At 38.4% G+C, this 18,261-nt stretch carries 12 protein-coding genes; 10 read left to right on the forward strand and 2 right to left on the reverse strand.

Annotation, left to right across the window (positions count from 1 at the left end):
* Nucleotides 1–404 precede the first annotated feature (404 nt).
* The 7 genes from B9Y81_RS07380 (at nucleotide 405) to B9Y81_RS07410 (ending at nucleotide 13,371) form a co-directional block, all read left to right on the forward strand.
* Nucleotides 405–3,953: an alpha-L-rhamnosidase gene (locus B9Y81_RS07380; RefSeq protein ID WP_085536340.1), complete on the forward strand. Its 3,549-nt coding sequence runs from the start codon at nucleotides 405–407 to the stop codon at nucleotides 3,951–3,953.
* 133 nt (nucleotides 3,954–4,086) lie between these two features.
* Nucleotides 4,087–5,727 carry a hydroxylamine reductase gene (gene hcp / locus B9Y81_RS07385; protein WP_085536341.1) on the forward strand — a complete coding sequence of 547 codons (1,641 nt, stop codon included), beginning with the start codon at nucleotides 4,087–4,089 and terminating at the stop codon, nucleotides 5,725–5,727.
* Between the two features lie 153 nt (nucleotides 5,728–5,880).
* A complete protein-coding gene (locus B9Y81_RS07390; RefSeq protein ID WP_085536342.1) occupies nucleotides 5,881–6,405 on the forward strand; it encodes an RNA polymerase sigma-70 factor in 525 nt (174 codons plus the stop codon).
* Between the two features lie 85 nt (nucleotides 6,406–6,490).
* Nucleotides 6,491–7,513, forward strand: a complete 1,023-nt coding sequence (locus tag B9Y81_RS07395) for a FecR family protein (RefSeq protein ID WP_085536343.1) — start codon at nucleotides 6,491–6,493, stop codon at nucleotides 7,511–7,513.
* A 251-nt stretch (nucleotides 7,514–7,764) separates the two neighbouring features.
* Nucleotides 7,765–11,031, forward strand: a complete 3,267-nt coding sequence (locus B9Y81_RS07400) for a SusC/RagA family TonB-linked outer membrane protein (RefSeq protein WP_095996257.1) — start codon at nucleotides 7,765–7,767, stop codon at nucleotides 11,029–11,031.
* Between the two features lie 15 nt (nucleotides 11,032–11,046).
* A complete protein-coding gene (locus tag B9Y81_RS07405) occupies nucleotides 11,047–12,603 on the forward strand; it encodes a SusD/RagB family nutrient-binding outer membrane lipoprotein (RefSeq protein WP_085536345.1) in 1,557 nt (518 codons plus the stop codon).
* A gap of 189 nt (nucleotides 12,604–12,792) precedes the next feature.
* On the forward strand, nucleotides 12,793–13,371 hold the full coding sequence (locus tag B9Y81_RS07410) for a nitroreductase family protein (protein ID WP_245832419.1): 579 nt from the start codon (nucleotides 12,793–12,795) through the stop codon (nucleotides 13,369–13,371).
* A 6-nt stretch (nucleotides 13,372–13,377) separates the two neighbouring features.
* Here the strand turns inward: B9Y81_RS07410 and B9Y81_RS07415 are convergent, their stop codons facing one another.
* Both B9Y81_RS07415 and B9Y81_RS07420 read right to left on the reverse strand, forming a co-directional pair.
* Entirely contained in the window at nucleotides 13,378–14,259 is an 882-nt protein-coding gene (locus B9Y81_RS07415) for a hypothetical protein (RefSeq protein ID WP_139822901.1), read from the reverse strand.
* Nucleotides 14,260–14,284: 25 nt separating this feature from the next.
* Nucleotides 14,285–15,280, reverse strand: a complete 996-nt coding sequence (locus tag B9Y81_RS07420; RefSeq protein ID WP_085536348.1) for a GSCFA domain-containing protein — start codon at nucleotides 15,278–15,280, stop codon at nucleotides 14,285–14,287.
* A gap of 108 nt (nucleotides 15,281–15,388) precedes the next feature.
* On the opposite strand from B9Y81_RS07420, the gene B9Y81_RS07425 reads away from it, so the two are divergent.
* The 3 genes from B9Y81_RS07425 to B9Y81_RS07440 all read left to right on the forward strand — a co-directional run bounded on the left by B9Y81_RS07425 (nucleotide 15,389) and on the right by B9Y81_RS07440 (nucleotide 18,260).
* Nucleotides 15,389–16,744, forward strand: coding sequence for a S41 family peptidase (locus tag B9Y81_RS07425; RefSeq protein WP_176221460.1), 1,356 nt, complete (start codon nucleotides 15,389–15,391; stop codon nucleotides 16,742–16,744).
* A 375-nt stretch (nucleotides 16,745–17,119) separates the two neighbouring features.
* On the forward strand, nucleotides 17,120–17,566 hold the full coding sequence (gene argR / locus B9Y81_RS07435; RefSeq protein WP_085536351.1) for an arginine repressor: 447 nt from the start codon (nucleotides 17,120–17,122) through the stop codon (nucleotides 17,564–17,566).
* Nucleotides 17,567–17,594: 28 nt separating this feature from the next.
* Nucleotides 17,595–18,260 (forward strand): GNAT family N-acetyltransferase, encoded by a 666-nt coding sequence (locus tag B9Y81_RS07440; RefSeq protein ID WP_085536352.1) that lies wholly within the window; start codon nucleotides 17,595–17,597, stop codon nucleotides 18,258–18,260.
* The last annotated feature ends 1 nt before the right edge of the window (nucleotide 18,261 follow it).

An 18,261-nucleotide genomic window follows, 5' to 3' on the forward strand; every position in this document is an offset into this window, starting at 1 on the left:
TTCAAATGATTTAAACTTTCCTGCATCGGCTTTAGAAATTCAACATTTCACAGCCGGATTTAACCCGGCAAACCTCATCTCTTTTTCTACGCTTTTTAAGTTAAAATTCAACTTTTTCTTTCCACTCAAAGCGCAACTCATAAAGTCCTGAATATCAACACATACAGAATACCGAAAATCATAAAGGATATTTCCGAAAAAATAAAGGATATTTTCAGAAAAATAAAGGATATATTTTCAATCATAAAGGATACGAAAAATCCCTCCTCTTTTTTGGGGTGATTTTGAAATGTTAATTTCGGTCTGAATAAAACCTTCGGGTAATAAAAAATCGGGACACGTTTTTATGTCGAACTTGCGTTATTAAGTTTATCTTTGAGTTCATTCAAATTACATCTGATACTATGCATCCATTTATTCGTAAAACCCCGTTATTGTTCTTATTCTCCTTTTTTGTTGTTGCCTGCACCGTAGACAATAGTAAGTTATCCTCTTTAGTAGTAGAGTATACAGAAACACCTTTGGGTATCGACACCGACAAACCCCGCTTTAGCTGGCAAATGGAATCAGACGTGCGTGGACAAGCACAAACGGCTTATCAGATAATAGTGACCGACGAAGATCAGCAAGTAGTCTGGGACACGGAAAAAGTGCTAAGTGACCTATCGCTCAATATAGCATACAACGGTAGGCCGCTGCAACCAACCACGCGTTATAAATGGAAGGTTAAGGTATGGAGCAAGAATGATAAAACGCTGACAAGCGAATCCCGGTTCGAAACCGGATTGATGAATCCTTCGGTCAGTGCCTGGGATGGTGCGAAATGGATTGGCGGAGGAGATGAAGACTTAGTAGTATATCCGTCTTATCTTCCTGTGTTCAACATCCATTATACGGTACAGTTAGATCAGCAAAGCGGCACCACCAAAGCCGGTTTTATTTATGGGGCCAATGATCCCCGCCTGATGAACAGGAATCTGAATATTTATAATCTGCAAAACAATAAAAACGATTCATACGTTGAAGTAGAATTAGATATTTCCGGAATGAACGCCGGAGGTGCCGCACAACTCCATATCTACCGGGTGGGTTATGCTCCTACTGATAAAAAGGAAATTCCATTGCAAAGCCTGCCTGTTCCTTCCTCGTTGATCAACAACCAGAACAAATACGACCAACACCGGATTTATCTTAAAACAATGTATAGTTCAACCACATGCTATATCGGTGGAGAAGCCGAATCGAATAAAGTGGGCACGGTCGTTATTAATCCATTGGGAAACAGTTGGGATTATATCTGTTTTCCGTTGTTGTGCGAGATCGGTTTTTCGGCAAAAGCCAATCAGTTATCGGCCTTTTCCGATGTTGAAATACGCAACTACCGCGTGCCAAACAATATCCTGTTCGCTGAGGAGTTAAACGCAACTTACAACGGCGTTTTCTCCGATTATATAAAATCAGGAAGCGGATTGACCGTTCAGAATAGTTCCTATTTCATGAACGGAGGAAACACAGGAACTTTTGCTGTGGCAGATACAAAGAGAAATTCCATGCCAATGCTAAGAACAACCTTTAATTCAAAAAAGGCTAAGGTGGCTAAAGCGCGTCTTTATTTAACATCAAGAGGTATATATGAAGCCTACCTGAACGGAAAAAGAATCGGTAACGATTATTTCAATCCCGGTCTGACACAATACAATAAACATCACATGTACCAAACCTACGATGTAACCGATCAGATAAAGGCCGGAGGCAATGCTTTGGGCGTAACCTTGGGTGAAGGTTGGTGGAGTGGCGCGATCACCTATATGGGCGATCTGTGGAATCTGTTTGGCGACAGGCAGTCTGTCCTCGCCAAGTTAGTGATCAACTACACAGACGGATCGGAGGAAAAAATAGTCAGCTCACCGGATACCTGGTCTTACTTCAATAATGGACCGGTTGTTTACAGCAGTTTTTTCCAGGGTGAAGTATATGACGCGCGAAAAGAAGTGCTGACAGAAGGATGGACTACCGCTTCTTTTGATGATTCCGGTTGGAAGAAAGCCGTAGAAGTTGATCAGGAAAAAGCGATTAGTGAGGATAAGGTTATAGCTGCCTACGGCATGCCGGCGGTTAATAACTACTCCGATATGAAACTGATAGGTCAGTATGGCGAAACAATAAAAAAGATCAAGGAGCTTACGGCTATCTCCGTGGAAGAAGTAAGACCCGGCGTATTTGTTTACGACATGGGTCAAAATATGGCCGGAATACCAAGAATAAGTCTATCGGGAGAGCAACCCGGCAATCAGGTCAAAATGCGGTTCGCAGAAGTAAAATATCCGGATCTACCTGAATTTTCGGCCAATACCGGTATGATTATGCTTGAAAATATCCGGGGAGCATTGGCACAAGACATCTACATTACAAAGGGAGGTAACGAAGTGATCAGTCCACGTTTCACATTTCATGGCTACCGGTTTGTAGAAATAACCGGAATCAGTAAAGCCTTGCCGCTGGATGCGGTAAAAGGAGATGTGATAAGCTCTATCCATGAATTAGCGTCGAGTTATGAGACATCGAATACCCGGATAAACAAACTTTGGGAAAATATCACCTGGTCTACACAAGGCAACTTCATCTCTATACCTACAGATTGCCCTCAGCGAAACGAACGTATGGGTTGGAGTGGCGATATCTCCGTGTTCTCACGTACGGCTACTTACATGGGCAATGTATCTCAATTCCTTCGCCGCCATATATTGGCCATGCGTGACACGCAACGGGAAGACGGACGATTTGCTGATGTAGCTCCTGTTGGTGGTGGTTTTGGTGGGATACTTTGGGGAAGCGCAGGCATTACAGTTGCCTGGGAAAGTTATTTGCAATACAATGATAAGACCATGCTTGCGGAACATTATGATGCGATGAAAAACTACATTCATTATCTCCTACCTTATATTGATCAGGAAACAGGTATTCTTACGGAAGGCAATCTCGGAGACTGGCTCGGCCCGGAACAGGATAAAAACGATAATAGTTTATTATGGGAAAGCTACTTCATCTATGATCTGAATCTGATGCAGCGTATAGCAGCCGTATTGGATAAAACGGAGGATGTCATTGTATTCAATCAATTATATGAAGCACGAAAGTCATTCTTCAACAAAACTTATTTCGATGTTGAAACAGGGCAAACTATTCATTCAGGCTTCAGGCAACCGGAGAAAAAAGGCGAGGTCATTGGTACGCAGACTTCTTATGTTCTTCCTTTAGCCTTTGATATTTGCTATGAAGAAATAAAAGAGCTTGTTATTAAAAACCTGATGGATTGCATAGAAAACGATACGAAGGTCAGCGAAAGCGAAGTATATCCTCCTTATTCATTAATGACCGGATTTATCGGTACAGCATGGATCAACCGGGTATTATCCGACTTGGACAATTCTGAAGCAGCCTATCGTATATTTCAACAAACGAGTTATCCATCCTGGCTCTATTCCGTTGATCAGGGTGCTACAACGATCTGGGAACGGCTTAATTCTTACACAAAAGAAAAGGGATTCAGTGGTAATAATTCTATGAATTCATTCAACCATTATTCTTTCGGGGCAATCGGTTCGTGGATGTATAATCATTCATTAGGTATAGAGCGGGATGAAAACCATCCGGGATTCAAACACTTCATTTTAAAGCCTGAACCGGATCCCACAGGACAAATGATATACGCCAAAGGACACTATGATTCTATGTATGGACGCATCGAAAGCAGCTGGTCTGTCAACGGAGGGTTTTGCAACTATCAATTCAAGATACCGGCAAACACCTCTGCAACGCTTTATCTGCCAACAACCGATAATATAACCGAAAACGATAAGCCTGTTACAAACGGTGTCAAGACCGGGGATGGAAAGGTTATGCTTAAACTGGAATCAGGATCATATCATTTTAGGGTTAAGAGCCAGCTTTAATTTTGCTCTAAACATCCTAAAACTAAAAATAAAATTCAGGAAGTGTACCAAATGTGACATTTTTCCGGGTAGTGTACCGTATATCTTTGCTTGAAAAAGAAATAGATTATCAACCAATAAGCAAAGATATATCATGAACATGTTTTGTTATCAATGTCAGGAAACAGCCAAAGGTACAGGTTGTTCGATTATGGGAGTTTGCGGTAAGACTCCGGAAGTGTCAAACATTCAAGACCTTCTTTTATTCGTAGCACGCGGTGTAGCGGTTTATAACAACGAACTTAGAAAAGCCGGAAAAGCATCTGCCACAGCCGACAAATTTATTGTGGACGCGATGTTTATCAGTATCACAAATGCCAACTTCGATTTTGATGCCATCAAAGCTAAAGTTAAAGAAGGTTTGGCATTGAAAGCAAATATGGCTGCTCAGGTAGGAAACACAGGCAAACACATGCCCGATGAGTGTACATGGAATGGTGATGAATCAGAATTCATGACTAAAGCACTTGAAGTAGGCGTACTAAGAACGCAAAACGAAGACATCCGTTCACTAAAAGAACTGATCCATTATGGGTTGAAAGGTATGGCTGCCTATGCAGAACACGCTTACAACTTGGATCAAACAGATGATGAAATTTTCTCATTCATGCAAAGAGCACTGGCGGAAATCACACGTGAAGATATTTCGGCCGACGAATTAGTTGCCTTAGCATTGGAAACAGGAAAATACGGCGTACAAGCTATGGCCCTATTAGACGGAGCCAACACAGGACGTTATGGTAATCCGGAAATAACACAGGTTAATATCGGAGCAGGCAAGAATCCGGGCATCTTAATCAGTGGTCACGATTTACGCGACATCGAAGAACTTCTTCAACAAACTGAAGGAACCGGAGTTGATGTCTATACGCATAGTGAAATGCTTCCTGCACATTATTATCCTCACCTGAAGAAATACAAACATCTGGTAGGAAACTACGGTGGCGCATGGTGGCAACAGAAAGAAGATTTCGAAGCATTCAACGGACCAATCCTCTTTACCACCAACTGTATTGTACCTCCTTCAAAAAACGCCGGTTATAAAGGTCGTATCTTCACAACCGGAGCTGCCGGATTAGACGGAGCAACTCACATTGCTGAACGCCGGAATGGTCAACAAAAAGACTTTTCCTCTATTATTGAAATGGCAAAACAATGTCAGGCGCCACGCGAAATAGAAAGCGGCAGCATTACAGGAGGATTCGCCCATGCTCAAGTACTTGCATTGGCAGACAAAGTAGTTGATGCGGTTAAAACGGGAGCTATTAAAAAGTTCTTCGTAATGGCAGGATGTGATGGACGAATGAGCAAACGGGATTATTATGCGGACTTCGCGCAGTCATTACCAAATGACACCGTAATTCTTACAGCAGGCTGTGCAAAATACAGATACAACAAGCTTCCATTAGGAGACATAGGAGGCATACCACGTGTTTTAGATGCAGGCCAATGTAACGACAGTTACTCATTAGCCATCATCGCCCTTAAACTGAAAGAAGTATTCGGTTTAGAAGACATCAACGATCTGCCTATTGCTTACAACATTGCCTGGTACGAACAAAAAGCCGTAATTGTATTGCTCGCTCTTCTTCACTTAGGAGTGAAAAACATCCACCTCGGCCCAACACTTCCGGGATTCCTTTCTCCAAATGTAGCTAAAGTATTGGTTGAAAACTTCGGTATCGCCGGTATTACAACAGTAGAAGAAGATATTGAAATGTTTATGGCTATGTAATGTAGATCTCAAAATAAATCACTCTACAAATAAAACTTCCCATAGTCTTAAATGATTATGGGAAGTTTTTTTTAATATTAAACTCAAATTCGAAAACATTAATCATTTTTACGATATTTGTATTAATCTGATAGGAGTTTAAATAGTGAATTCATGAAGACAAATATAGATAATAAAAACTCACCTGAGCTATACAGTCATCTATATGAAAAGTATGCTCCCGGTTTACTTTTTTACGCACGTAAATTTGTCTCCCATCAAATTGCTGAAGATATTGTACATGATGTCTTTTTATCTATGTGGAAAAAAGGCAATATCTTGTTTGTTGAAAAATCGGTTGTGTCTTATATGTTTCAATCAGTGCAAAACCGATGCATTAATTATCTAAAAAAACAAAATGTTCGTGATGAATATAAAGATAAAGCTATTCATGATCTAAAAATGGAAGAATTAACAATTTCATCTGTTGAGATAAAAATTATTGAGCGGGAACAAATAGAATCCATATTTAAAGCTATTGAACTATTACCTAAAAAGAACAAAGAAATTTTTCAGTTATCGTATTTGAAAGGGAAGAAAAATTCCGAAATATCAGATCTGCTTAACATCTCAATCAGAACTGTAGAAAACCACCTTTATAAAGCATTACAAGAGTTGCGAAAAAGGCTTTTACCTTAATGTTATTCAATACCCAGTGTGTTAATATTTGCTAATTAACCAAGCGTTAAATGAGTAAATTTATTTAATAAAATGTACTGTTTATATGGAATATACCAATAATATAGCCTCGATAATACTACGTTATCTTCAAAAAACAATATCTATTGAAGAAATGAAGATACTCATGGAATGGTTAAATGAAAAAGAAGAGAATAAAGTTCTTTTTTTTCAAACCAAAGAAGTGTATGAGCTTATGTACAAAGATCGATATCCTTGCATCGAGGAGGTTCAAGAAAGTAAAGAGCGTTTACTTAACAAAATCAGAAAAGAAGAGAACGAAAGTGCTGAGAAGAATACACTGAAGAAAAAACAAATACAAAGTTCGTTTGCTAAATACATCGCTATTGCCATAACTTCAATCGGATTAACATTAGGTATAGAATATTTTTTGACCCCAAAAGAAAAAATAATTTATTCAGAATTGAACATTGAATCCGGACCTAGAAAAGGGTTCCTAACCTTAGCTGATGGAACAAAAGTTTTTTTAAACGCATCAACAAAGTTTCGTTTTCCTGATAAATTTGGTGAAACTTCAAGAGAAGTTTTTCTCGATGGAGAAGCTTATTTTGATGTAATCAGTAATGAAAAAGCTCCATTTATTGTCCATTCAAGTAAGCAAACAATCAGAGTATTAGGAACAAGATTTAATGTAATGGATTATTCTGAAGATGATTATGCAATTACTTCACTTGTTAATGGGAAAATAGATTTGTCTACAATAAGTGAATCTGGTGTATCCTCCGAGCCTATCATTTTACAGCCGAATCAGCAGGTTTTTTATAATAAGTCCAATGAGCTTACAACATTATCAAACATTAAAATAGATTTAAGCAGAACCTGGGTAAACAAAATATATCATTTTAAGGATGAACCTCTTGGACAAATAGCATCACGTTTAGAAAAAATGTATGGAATCAAAATCAGTATTCTTAATGAAACTTTGAAAAACACAGAGTTTACAGGAACCTTTAAATTAGATCAAGAATTAGACGAAGTTTTGCAAATTATAAATTTCGAAAGATTATTTTCTTACGAAATAGTAAATGAAGAAGTCTTTATTAAATAATACTATAAAAAAAAACTTCAAAACAATTTGCCTATGGGAATAAACTAAAATTCAAAAACCGGACAATAATAGAAGCATTATCCGGTTTATGACAATTTTCAAATCACTCAACTTCCTCTCTAAAGTAGTATGACACTATAGGGAGGATATGTTTAATTCATTAAATGTACAAATTTATGCGATTATCCTTAGATCAAAAACACAAGTGGTGTAAAAACTCTTTTAATTTTATTAGATACACCATTGTCTGTATGCTATTTAGCATATTCAGCGCCTCAGCTGCTGTTAGTGCTCAAACCGAAAATACCATATCTCTTAATATTCAAAACGGAACTATTTACGATATTGTTGCTGCAATAGAAAAACAATCAGACTTTATGTTTTTCTATAAGAGCAGTGATATTGACAACACCAATCTCGTGAGCATTAATGTATTGAACAAGACTGTTCTAGACGTTTTAAATGTTGTTAAAAACCAAACAGATCTCGACTATAAGATAGAAAATCAGCATATTCTTTTAGCCAAAAAAACAAGTTCTGCTCTTCAACAAATACCAATAACTGGTGTCGTAAAAGATGAAACAGGAGAACCTCTATATGGTGTAAATGTTTTAATTAAAGGAACTTCATCTGGAGTTGTTACTGATCTGAATGGTGAATACCATCTCTCAATCCCTAATGAAAATGCTATTCTTATCTTTTCATATATAGGATATGAGAATCAAGAGATAACAGTTGGAAACAAACGTACAATCAATGTTATAATGCGTGAATCCTCTTTAATGATTGATGAATTGGTAGTTACAGCATTAGGTATGAAACGTGCAGAAAAAGCACTCGGTTACGCAACACAAAAAATTGGCGGAGAACAGTTTGAAAAAGTAAAAGGAGTAAATGTTGCAACAAGTTTAACTGGTCGTATTTCCGGTATGACGGTATTAAATTCTACTGAATTTTTAGAAAGTCCTACTATTAAACTACGTGGAGAGTCTCCAATTTTAATCTTAGATGGCGTACCTACAGAACTCAACTTAGGTGATCTAAACTCAGATGACATCCTTAGTATTGATGTATTGAAAGGTGCTACGGCATCAGCTTTATATGGTTCAAGAGGAGGAAGTGGAGCTATTATGGTTACCACAAAAAAAGGAGGCAAAGAGGGTTTCTCTGTTTCTGTAAACACTAGCAATATGTTTCATGCAGGTTATTTAGCACTCCCGAAAGTACAAACATCGTATAGTGCTGGATACAACGGAAAATACAATACTGACGATGAAGTATGGGGAGACAAGCTGGATATTGGACGAGTTTATCCGCAATGGGATCCGATTTCAAAAGAAATGCGTGATATGGAATTAACATCCAAAGGGAAAAATAATTTCAAAAACTTCCTTGAGTTCAGCATGATTAGTAACACTACAGTCAGTGTTGCACAACAGGGCGAAAATGGTAGTTTCCGTTCCTCCATTTCCTACGTATATAATAAAGGACAATACCCCAATGCCAAAGCTCAACAATTCCGCTACACTTTGGGGGGAGAGATGAAACTGGGAGACAAAGCAACTATTGAAGGAACAATGGGTTTTACTAAACGTACAGCCCCAAATACTTCCGGCACAGGCTATGGAGATCAAGGCTATATTTACAATATGCTTATCTGGACAGGACCGGAATATGATATCAGAGAATATAAGGATTATTGGATTACACCGGATATCCAACAAAACTGGCATTATGCCGGCTGGTATGACAATCCATATTTAATGGCGTATGAAAAGTTAAATACGATTGATGACACGAAAACGAACGGAACATTCAGCTTAAATTATAATGTATTTCCTTGGCTAAAGGCTATGGCTCGTGCAGGATTTGACGCTGCATTTGATCAAACAGAGCGTAGAGCTCCGCTGAGTATAAACTCTGACCGTAACTGGGGAGGTACAAATAAAGGATATTTCCAACAAAAAAAAGATTACAAATACTCCATAAACACAGACTTTATCTTAATGGCCGATAAGCGCTTTAACAAATTTTCAGTTGAAGGACTGTTAGGAGGCTCTATTTATTATTTAAAAAACAATTATCTGAAATCAACCACCCGTAACGGGCTATCGGTACCCGGATTTTATTCTTTAAAAGCATCCGTTGAAACACCTACAACAGATGTAGAACTAAAGCGCAAGCAGGTAAACAGTTTATTTGGAAAAGTTACCCTTGGTTATATGGATGCGTTTTATTTGGATGTGAGCGGGCGTAACGACTGGTCATCTTCATTACCGGAAGACGAAAAATCATACTTCTATCCCTCTATTGGTGGTAGTGCAATTGTTTCTGAATTTGTTACTATGCCTGATTGGATTAAATTTCTAAAACTTAGAGGATCGTGGACTGTTTCTAAAAAAGATTTAGATATTTACGCCGTAAACCAAGCATATACGGTATCAAACAGTGTGTGGAGTGGACTAAATTCTGCGCGCTTTCCTTTAATAAAAAGAGGTAATGTAAAACCAATCACAGATCGCACCTATGAGATCGGAGCAGCTATTCACTTCCTCGACAATCACCGCCTAAAACTCGACGTTAGTTATTTCAATAAACTAACATACAATAACACAACTGAAGTTCCCATATCCTATTTATCCGGCTACGAAAAGCTACTGATGAATACAAAAGAAGAATTTGAAACAAGAGGATGGGAATTTGTTATAGAGGCTAATCCTGTTAAAACACGTGACTTCGCTTGGAATACAATATTGAACTGGTCAACGGCACGCAGGTATTATGCCAAATTAGATGATGTCTATAGTCCGGATAAACTATGGGTATATAAAGGAGCTAGAACGGATTATCGAGAGGAAAAGGATTTTAATTATGATTCTAATGGTAATGTTGTGTTACAAAATGGTTTCCCCCGATTAAGTGATTACTATTCAAAAATAGGTTTTAATGACCCGGATTGGATTTGGGGTTGGACTAACACATTTAAGTATAAAAGCTTTACATTATCAATGAGTATTGACGGACGTATTGGAGGACTCTCAAACTCTACAACAAACAGGGCTATGTGGCAAACCGGAGCACATCCTGACACGGATAACAAATGGCGATACGAAGAAGTTGTAAACGGGAATAAAACGTATATCGCTGATGGAGTAAAAGTTGTTTCAGGCTCTGCTGCATACGATTCTTATGGACGTATTGTAAGCGATGACCGCACATTCGCACCTAACGATATTATAGTCTCTTACGAAACATATATTAAAGACTATTGGAGAAGGGGACCGCAGTTAGTTTTCGATGAAACATTTATAAAACTACGTGAATTATCTTTAAGCTATGATTTACCTAAAGATTTCGCAAACAAAATGAAAATGTCGAATGCATCTGTTTCGCTGGTTGGACAAAACCTTCTATTATGGACTAAGGAATATAAGTTTGCTGATCCGGACAAGGCTTCTGATGACTTAGCCTCCCCTTCTCTTAGGTATATTGGTGTTAATGTGAAAGTTGAATTTTAATAGAAAATACACAATATGAAACGAAATAGTATATACATAATAATCACCGGCATCTTGTTAACTGTATCAATTTCCGGTTGTGATAATTTTGAGGAATATAATACCAATCCGGATGAGTCAACAAAAGTAACTTCCGGAATGTTAGCCTCTAATTTGATTTTGGGAGTCATGAAAGAACAAAGCACTACTAAAACATTTGTTCGTGATGATATGCTCAGTAAATATATTGCCTGGACAGAAGGGAATGACATTGACTATGCTTTTAACAAACTGGGACGCTTAAATGACTATAGAGAATTTAGCGACCGAAACATGGTCATGCTAAACAACGTCCAAAGAATGATCGACTTCGCTACGAATGAAAAGTTGAAAAACTCCTACACAGCATTAGGACATTTTATTCGTGCCAGTAAGTTCTTCTATTTAACAATGCGTGTCGGAGATGTTCCTTACAGTGAAGCCTTTCAGGGAGATAATGATAACTACAACCCTAAATACGACACACAAAAAGAGGTTTTCTTAGGTTTGTTAAAGGAATTGGACAAAGCTGACGAGTTGTTTCAGAATGGGGATAACTTTGATGGTGATCCTGTTTATAATGGAGATATAACCCAATGGAGAAAAGCGGTTAATGTTCTACAATTAAAATTGCTAATCAATTTATATAAAAAAGCAAATGATTCTGATTTGCAAATTAAAGAGCGCTTTCAAGCTATTGTAAATTCTCGTCCAATATTCAAGTCTAATGCGGACAACTGCCAACTTATACACTCTGACAGAGCAAATGAAAAATACCCATTCTATAAAGAAGGTAATAATTTCATTGTATTCAATCAGGTTTCTTCAATTGTTATTGACACGTTGAAACTATTTGAAGACAGACGTCTTTTTTATTACGCAAAGCCAACGCCTAAAGCAAATGAGTCTGGAATGAATCAAGCTGACTGGGATGCATACAATGGGGTTGATCCTACTTTAACATTTGCGGAAATTCAAAAAAAGGTGGAAGAAAAAAACGTATCACAGCTTAACAATCGCTATACTCAAATTCCGGAAGGAGAACCTACATTTTTGTTGAGTTATGCCGAAATGAATTTAATTTTGGCGGAAGCAGCTGCACGTGGATTTATCAATGGCAATGCCCAAGCTTATTATGAAGAGGGAATCCGGGCGTCCATGAAGTTTGTTGCAGATAATACACCCGACGAACCGGATTTTCATCACAACATGAAGATTTCGGATGATTACATTACTTCATACTTACAAGGTAAGGAGGTAGCTTTCGCTTCAACATTTGCCCGACAACTTCGACAGATTATAATGCAAAAATATCTTACAACATTTTTGCAAACGGCATTTAATGGTTATTATGAGTATCGTAGAACAGGTATTCCTGCATTCCCGATTAACCCCTCATCTAATCGCAATGATCCTGCGGATAAAATGCCTTTACGTTGGATGTATTCCAGTCAAGAGTACACCTACAATACAGATAATGTAAATGAAGCAGTTGCAAGACAGTTTGGGGGAACAGATACAGAGAACGGTGTTATGTGGATATTGCAGGACTAATTAACTCCGACAAAAAAATTAATACATTCGGGAAACCTCTTTATAGGGGTATCCCGAATGTTTTTATCTCACTAAGCCCCTTATGTATTATTTTTGTATTTTAGCATCGTTTTAAATACAAATACAACAACGATAATGAGGACTTACTTTTATAAGGAAACTTTTTTAATTCTTTTTATTTCAATTATTATGGTCAATCTATCTTCTTGTAATCAGAACCAAAATACCGAAAAGCCGGAGTTTGAAAACAAAGCCATCGAGGCTATTATGAATCGAACAAGCATAAGAGTTTATCAGGACAGAGATGTGAATGATGATAAAATAAATATTCTGATGAAAGCGGCTATGGCGGCTCCTTCTGGAAAAAATACACAGCCATGGGAATTTGTCGTGGTAAAAGACCGGGAAACGCTTGATTTCATGGCAGAAGGTCTGCCGTATGCAAAAATGCTTAAAAACACCCGTCAGGCTATTGTTGTATGTGGCGACAGCATAAAATCCTTTTATTGGTACCTGGATTGTTCAACTGCTGCTCAAAATATATTGATTGCCGCTCAATCACTGGGTCTCGGAGCCGTTTGGACAGCCGCTTATCCATACGAAGAGCGAATGGCCGTAGTTAAAGAAGCTATAAAACTGCCTGACAACATCCTTCCTTTATGTGTTATCCCATTTGGCTATCCCGAAGCACCACAAGGTCCGAAAAAGAAATATAAGCCAAGTAAAGTACATCGGGACAGGTTTAAAGGGGATAGTACGGAGAAATAAGAAACGTTATTCTTTAAAAGCCGCTTCTCCCTGTACGGAGCCAACTAAATCCAGCACTTTTTGCACTTCTTCTTTGGGGCCGTATATAGCTAATGAGATTCCACCTTCACGACCGGCAAGTCCTCCGGCGGCAAATGGGACGATGTTTACCGATGCAAATGTTTTGATTGCTTCTATTTCGGTGAATATTTCCGCGTTTTTATGTACCCAGACCCGAGGGATATAAGCTAACTGTTCGTTTTTAACAGCGGCTATTTTCTCGTATTCGTTCAAATCTCCGTAAACTTGTTTTTCCAGTCCTATGGGTACAATTAGTTTTGCTTTACCTTCACCGGTTGTAACGGTGCGTAGTCGTTTTGTTGTTCCTCCGTCGGGGGCTCCTATGCATACTGCCACTTGTTTCTTTTCGTAATTAAGCATATTGCCACCTTTGAAAACCAAGTCTCCTTCTGTGGCTTGCTTTAGTGCTTCTTCAAAGTCTATATCCGTTTTCTTTCCGTTGATCAACACAATATTGGGGATGCGTTCAAGCCCTTCGTTTACTCCGGGAGTTCCTTGTGGAGTGATGTTTCCGGTCATAAAACTGCCGTGAGGTGCATTCAGACCGGCCAGCTCTTCAGCAATATATGTATTGGTAGAGCCACTTGTGATAATGACCATTCCATTCGCTAATTTTGTTTTTACCGCAGGGTGATTGGCAATACCTTTGGCAATAAGTCTTTTTCCTTCTGCCACTGTCAGGTTTATTCCTGCAATGACATCTCCTGCTGCAACCGGAGTTACTGTCTGATCTGATTTTACCTGCTCCATTGTTTTACTTTCTTTGTTTTCTTGTACACACGAAGCCATAAGAATGACCGCGCTTACTAATACGAATACGTTTTTCATCTTCTTGCCTTTTGCTCATTCTAAATTAATAATTATGATAAAGTCTGTCGTCAATCATTTTTAGCACGGGAGATAGCCGGTCTTCGCCCATTATTTTATTTAGTCGCTCTGCCTTTTCCATCGTTTGTTTTAGAAAAGTGCGATAGGCGTCATTCTCCGGATTGAACGGTTTGTGATTCAAAGCCCTTCGTATCTCCGCGAGATCTTTCAGCAAGTTCTTGCTTTGATCTGTGAGATAAGAAGCTGCGAAAGACTCCCAGATATAATCAACAGCCAATGAGGAAGGATGCAACATATCGTCTGTGTAGAAACGATAATCACGCAAATCGTCCATCATAATTTCATAAGCCGGGAAATAGCCTACCTGGTCGGGATACCGGTTACGCAGTTCATCGATGGCAAGCAGCAGGGTTGCTTTGCTTAGCTGATTGCCATTTGCGCCGTCTTTCCAGTGTCTTACCGGACTGACGGTAAAAAGCAGCTTTAAACTTAAATTTTCCGTACGAAGCGTATCTATCAAACTATGCCAGTCTGCCACAATTTCGTCAACACTCAGTCGCACACGCTCAAACATTTTATCCGGCAGCTTATGACAGTTTCCAACCACCTGCCCATCGCTTTTTAATTTATACACCCATGCTGTACCGAAGGTTACAACAAGTCTTTCCGCTTTCCGCAAGGCGATACCGGAAGATTGCATACGTTCGTTTATCTTTCGCAAACAAACCTCCGCTGTAGATGCCGAAAAACGACTGTGATGCGTAAAGCTATGAAAAACACCTTCGTGAAAAAACAAGTCGGCTGATTGAAACTGTTTACCTTTCATCAGCAACCGCATACCTTCGGCAACCGAAGCCGGATTGTAAAGCGTGCCGAAAGGGTTGACATCAACCGGAAAGAAATGGTTGTCTAACCTCTCGCCTATATTTTCGGCAAAGCAAGACCCCATTAACAAAATAGGCGTGTGATGTGAGAAAGTAAAAGATACCTTTTCAGGTTTTACCTGTGTTCTGAAATCCATGTTGTTCTTTTTTTACCTTACTACAATATTACTGGTTTTAACGGAATATCGCAAATATGAAAAATCATTACCTTTGCGAAATACATTAATTTAATGAAACACAGAAACATGAAAAAATTAATATACCCTTCCCTCCTATTCTTTATCATAGCAGGATTACCTTTCTTGACTTCGTGCGAAAAAGACACCAGCTTAGATAAAACCCCGGATAAGGTTAACGAATGGATATACAAAACCATGAAGAATAATTATTTGTGGGCAGATGAACTTCCTTCTTTTAAGGAGACTAATGCAAAGGCGGAAGACTTCTTCAGCTCGTTGCTTTCAGATCAAGATGGGAAACATACAAAAGATAAAAATTACTATTATTCTACCATTGAAGAAGACGTATCAACCAAAAGTGGAAGTTCTAACTTAACTTATGGCTTTAAACCGGCCTACCGCTATTTAGAAAGCAATCCTAATAATGTATACGCAGCCATAAAGTATGTACTTCCTAACTCACCAGCGGAAAAAGCAGGACTTAAGCGTGGTGATTGGATTTCACATTACGATAACATCCGACTAACCCAAGACAATTTCACCCAATTTCATTATCATACAGCAAAGACCAAACTCACTGTTGGTCAATTAACTGATAGAGAATTTAAAAATATTCGAAATGTAGAATTAGATGCTGCTATAACGATGCCAGAGAACCCAATTTTAGTTGACACGATTCTCTTAGTCAATAACAAAAAAATTGCATATTTAATGTATAACAGTTTTGTTGCCGGGCAAGATAGTAATGATGATCAGACTTACAACGATGATCTACGAGCAGTATTCGCCAAGTTTTCCGCGCAAAACCCCGAAGAATTCATCCTTGATCTCAGATACAATAATGGCGGACTGTTGTCGTGTGCACAATTATTAGCTACAATGATGGCACCTAGAAGTGCTTTAGGAAGTATTTATTGCAAGCTTGTATACAATGAAACATTAAAAAAAGAGGATACCACATACCTTTTAGACGAAAATGTTATTGAAAACGGGGCAAATCTGAATCTTGATCATCTTTATGTTATAACTAGTTCTGAAACAGCATCAGCCTCTGAATTAATCATAAATGGCTTGAGACCTTATATTGATGTAATACTGATTGGAGGACAAACGGAAGGTAAAAATGTTGGTTCTCAGGAATTTCCAGGAAAGTCTAAAAATTTCCCTTGGATATTACACCCAATCACCTGTTGGGTTCAAAACTCACAAGATTACAAAGACTACGAAAATGGATTTCTTCCGAATATCAACGTAAATGACGAGTTTGACTCTGTATTAGGGAGTATCAGCGAAACTATGCTAAGCAAGGTGTTAAGTGTAATAGAATCAGGCAATCGACTCTCGTCATTCAAAAGTACCGAAAGTATGCTTCGCCCACTTCGGCTACCTCAAAAAGGAATACAAGGTATAATTATTGACTAAACAAGCATAACGAGGTTATTCTTTATGGAATATTCACCTCAAATTAACGCTTCAAATTTCACGGTGAATTTGAAGCGTTTTTTTATAATACTATACAAAAAAAATTATATCCTTTATTTTTCAAAAGATAACCTTTATTTTTCGAAAAATAACCTTTATGTTTTTACACCCTCCCAATATGCTAATAATCAACCACATACAAAAACGCCAAAAAAGCGTATTTTACCCCCGATTTTAACTTAAAAAGTGGAACACTTTATACCGCTAACTGATATACGGCTTAATTATGCATTATTATGTAATATAATTAGCAATAATGTATATTTATTCAATTTAATGCGCTATATTTGTCGTGTAAATGTATAAATATACAACATGAAGACTAAACAAGATCGTCTGAAAGATATTCGACATATTATTACTACACAAAACATTGAGAGCCAGGAAGAGCTGCTCCAATTGTTGAATGAGAAGGGATATTCGACTACACAGGCTACCTTGTCACGGGATATAAGGCAACTTAAAATAGCGAAAATTCATGTGAACGGAAACTATGTTTATCGTTTTCCGGATCATGAATTAACGCCACAAATACAAAACGAACAAACACAATTGTATCCTGAGATCGAATTTTCGGGAAGTTTGGCTGTCATTAAAACACCTCCGGGCCATGCGATGAAAATCGCTTGGGACATAGACAATCAAACCATCAGAGAAATTGTTGGTACGATTGCCGGAGACGATACCATTCTGATTATTCCACGCGAAGGATACAATAGAGAACAAGTGGCGAAAGCCCTGGCGCGATTTATAAATAGATAATAGGTGTTAGTTAATTCCAATTCAGGAAATGGAAAAAGAAGTAGAAATTGATGTGATGGTGGCTGACGAGAGCCACGAAAAGTACGTTGATACAATTTTAGACACAATAGAGGCAGCAGCCAAAGTACGTGGAACGGGTATCGCTAAACGAACACATGAATATGTTACCCAGAAAATGCGTGAAGGAAAGGTGATTATCGCCCTTGCGGGTGAGGAGTTTGCCGGCTTTACCTATATCGAATCATGGGGAAACAAGCAATATGTCGCTACATCGGGATTGATCGTAGCTGATAAATTTCGTAACAGAGGGTTGGCTAAGCGCATAAAAAACGCTTCCTTTACACTGGCAAGATTGCGATGGCCTAAAGCAAAGTTATTCAGTCTTACTTCGGGTAGCGCGGTAATGAAAATGAATACGGAACTGGGCTATGTGCCGGTTACTTTTGCTGATCTTACCGACGATGATTCTTTCTGGAAAGGATGCGAAGGTTGTGTGAATCACGACGTACTGACTCGTACTAATCGTAAATATTGCATTTGCACAGCTATGATTTTCGACCCGAAAGATCCGCGTTGTCTGATACACGAAGAAATGTATGATGTGCTGAGAAAAAAGACTCAATTGAAGCACGAAGAGATGAAGGCAAAAGAAGCGGAAGCAAATGAGGCCGACAACGAAAAAGAACAGAAATAAA

It is taken from the genome of Massilibacteroides vaginae, from assembly GCF_900178525.1.
In the GTDB taxonomy this organism is placed as follows: domain Bacteria; phylum Bacteroidota; class Bacteroidia; order Bacteroidales; family Tannerellaceae; genus Massilibacteroides; species Massilibacteroides vaginae.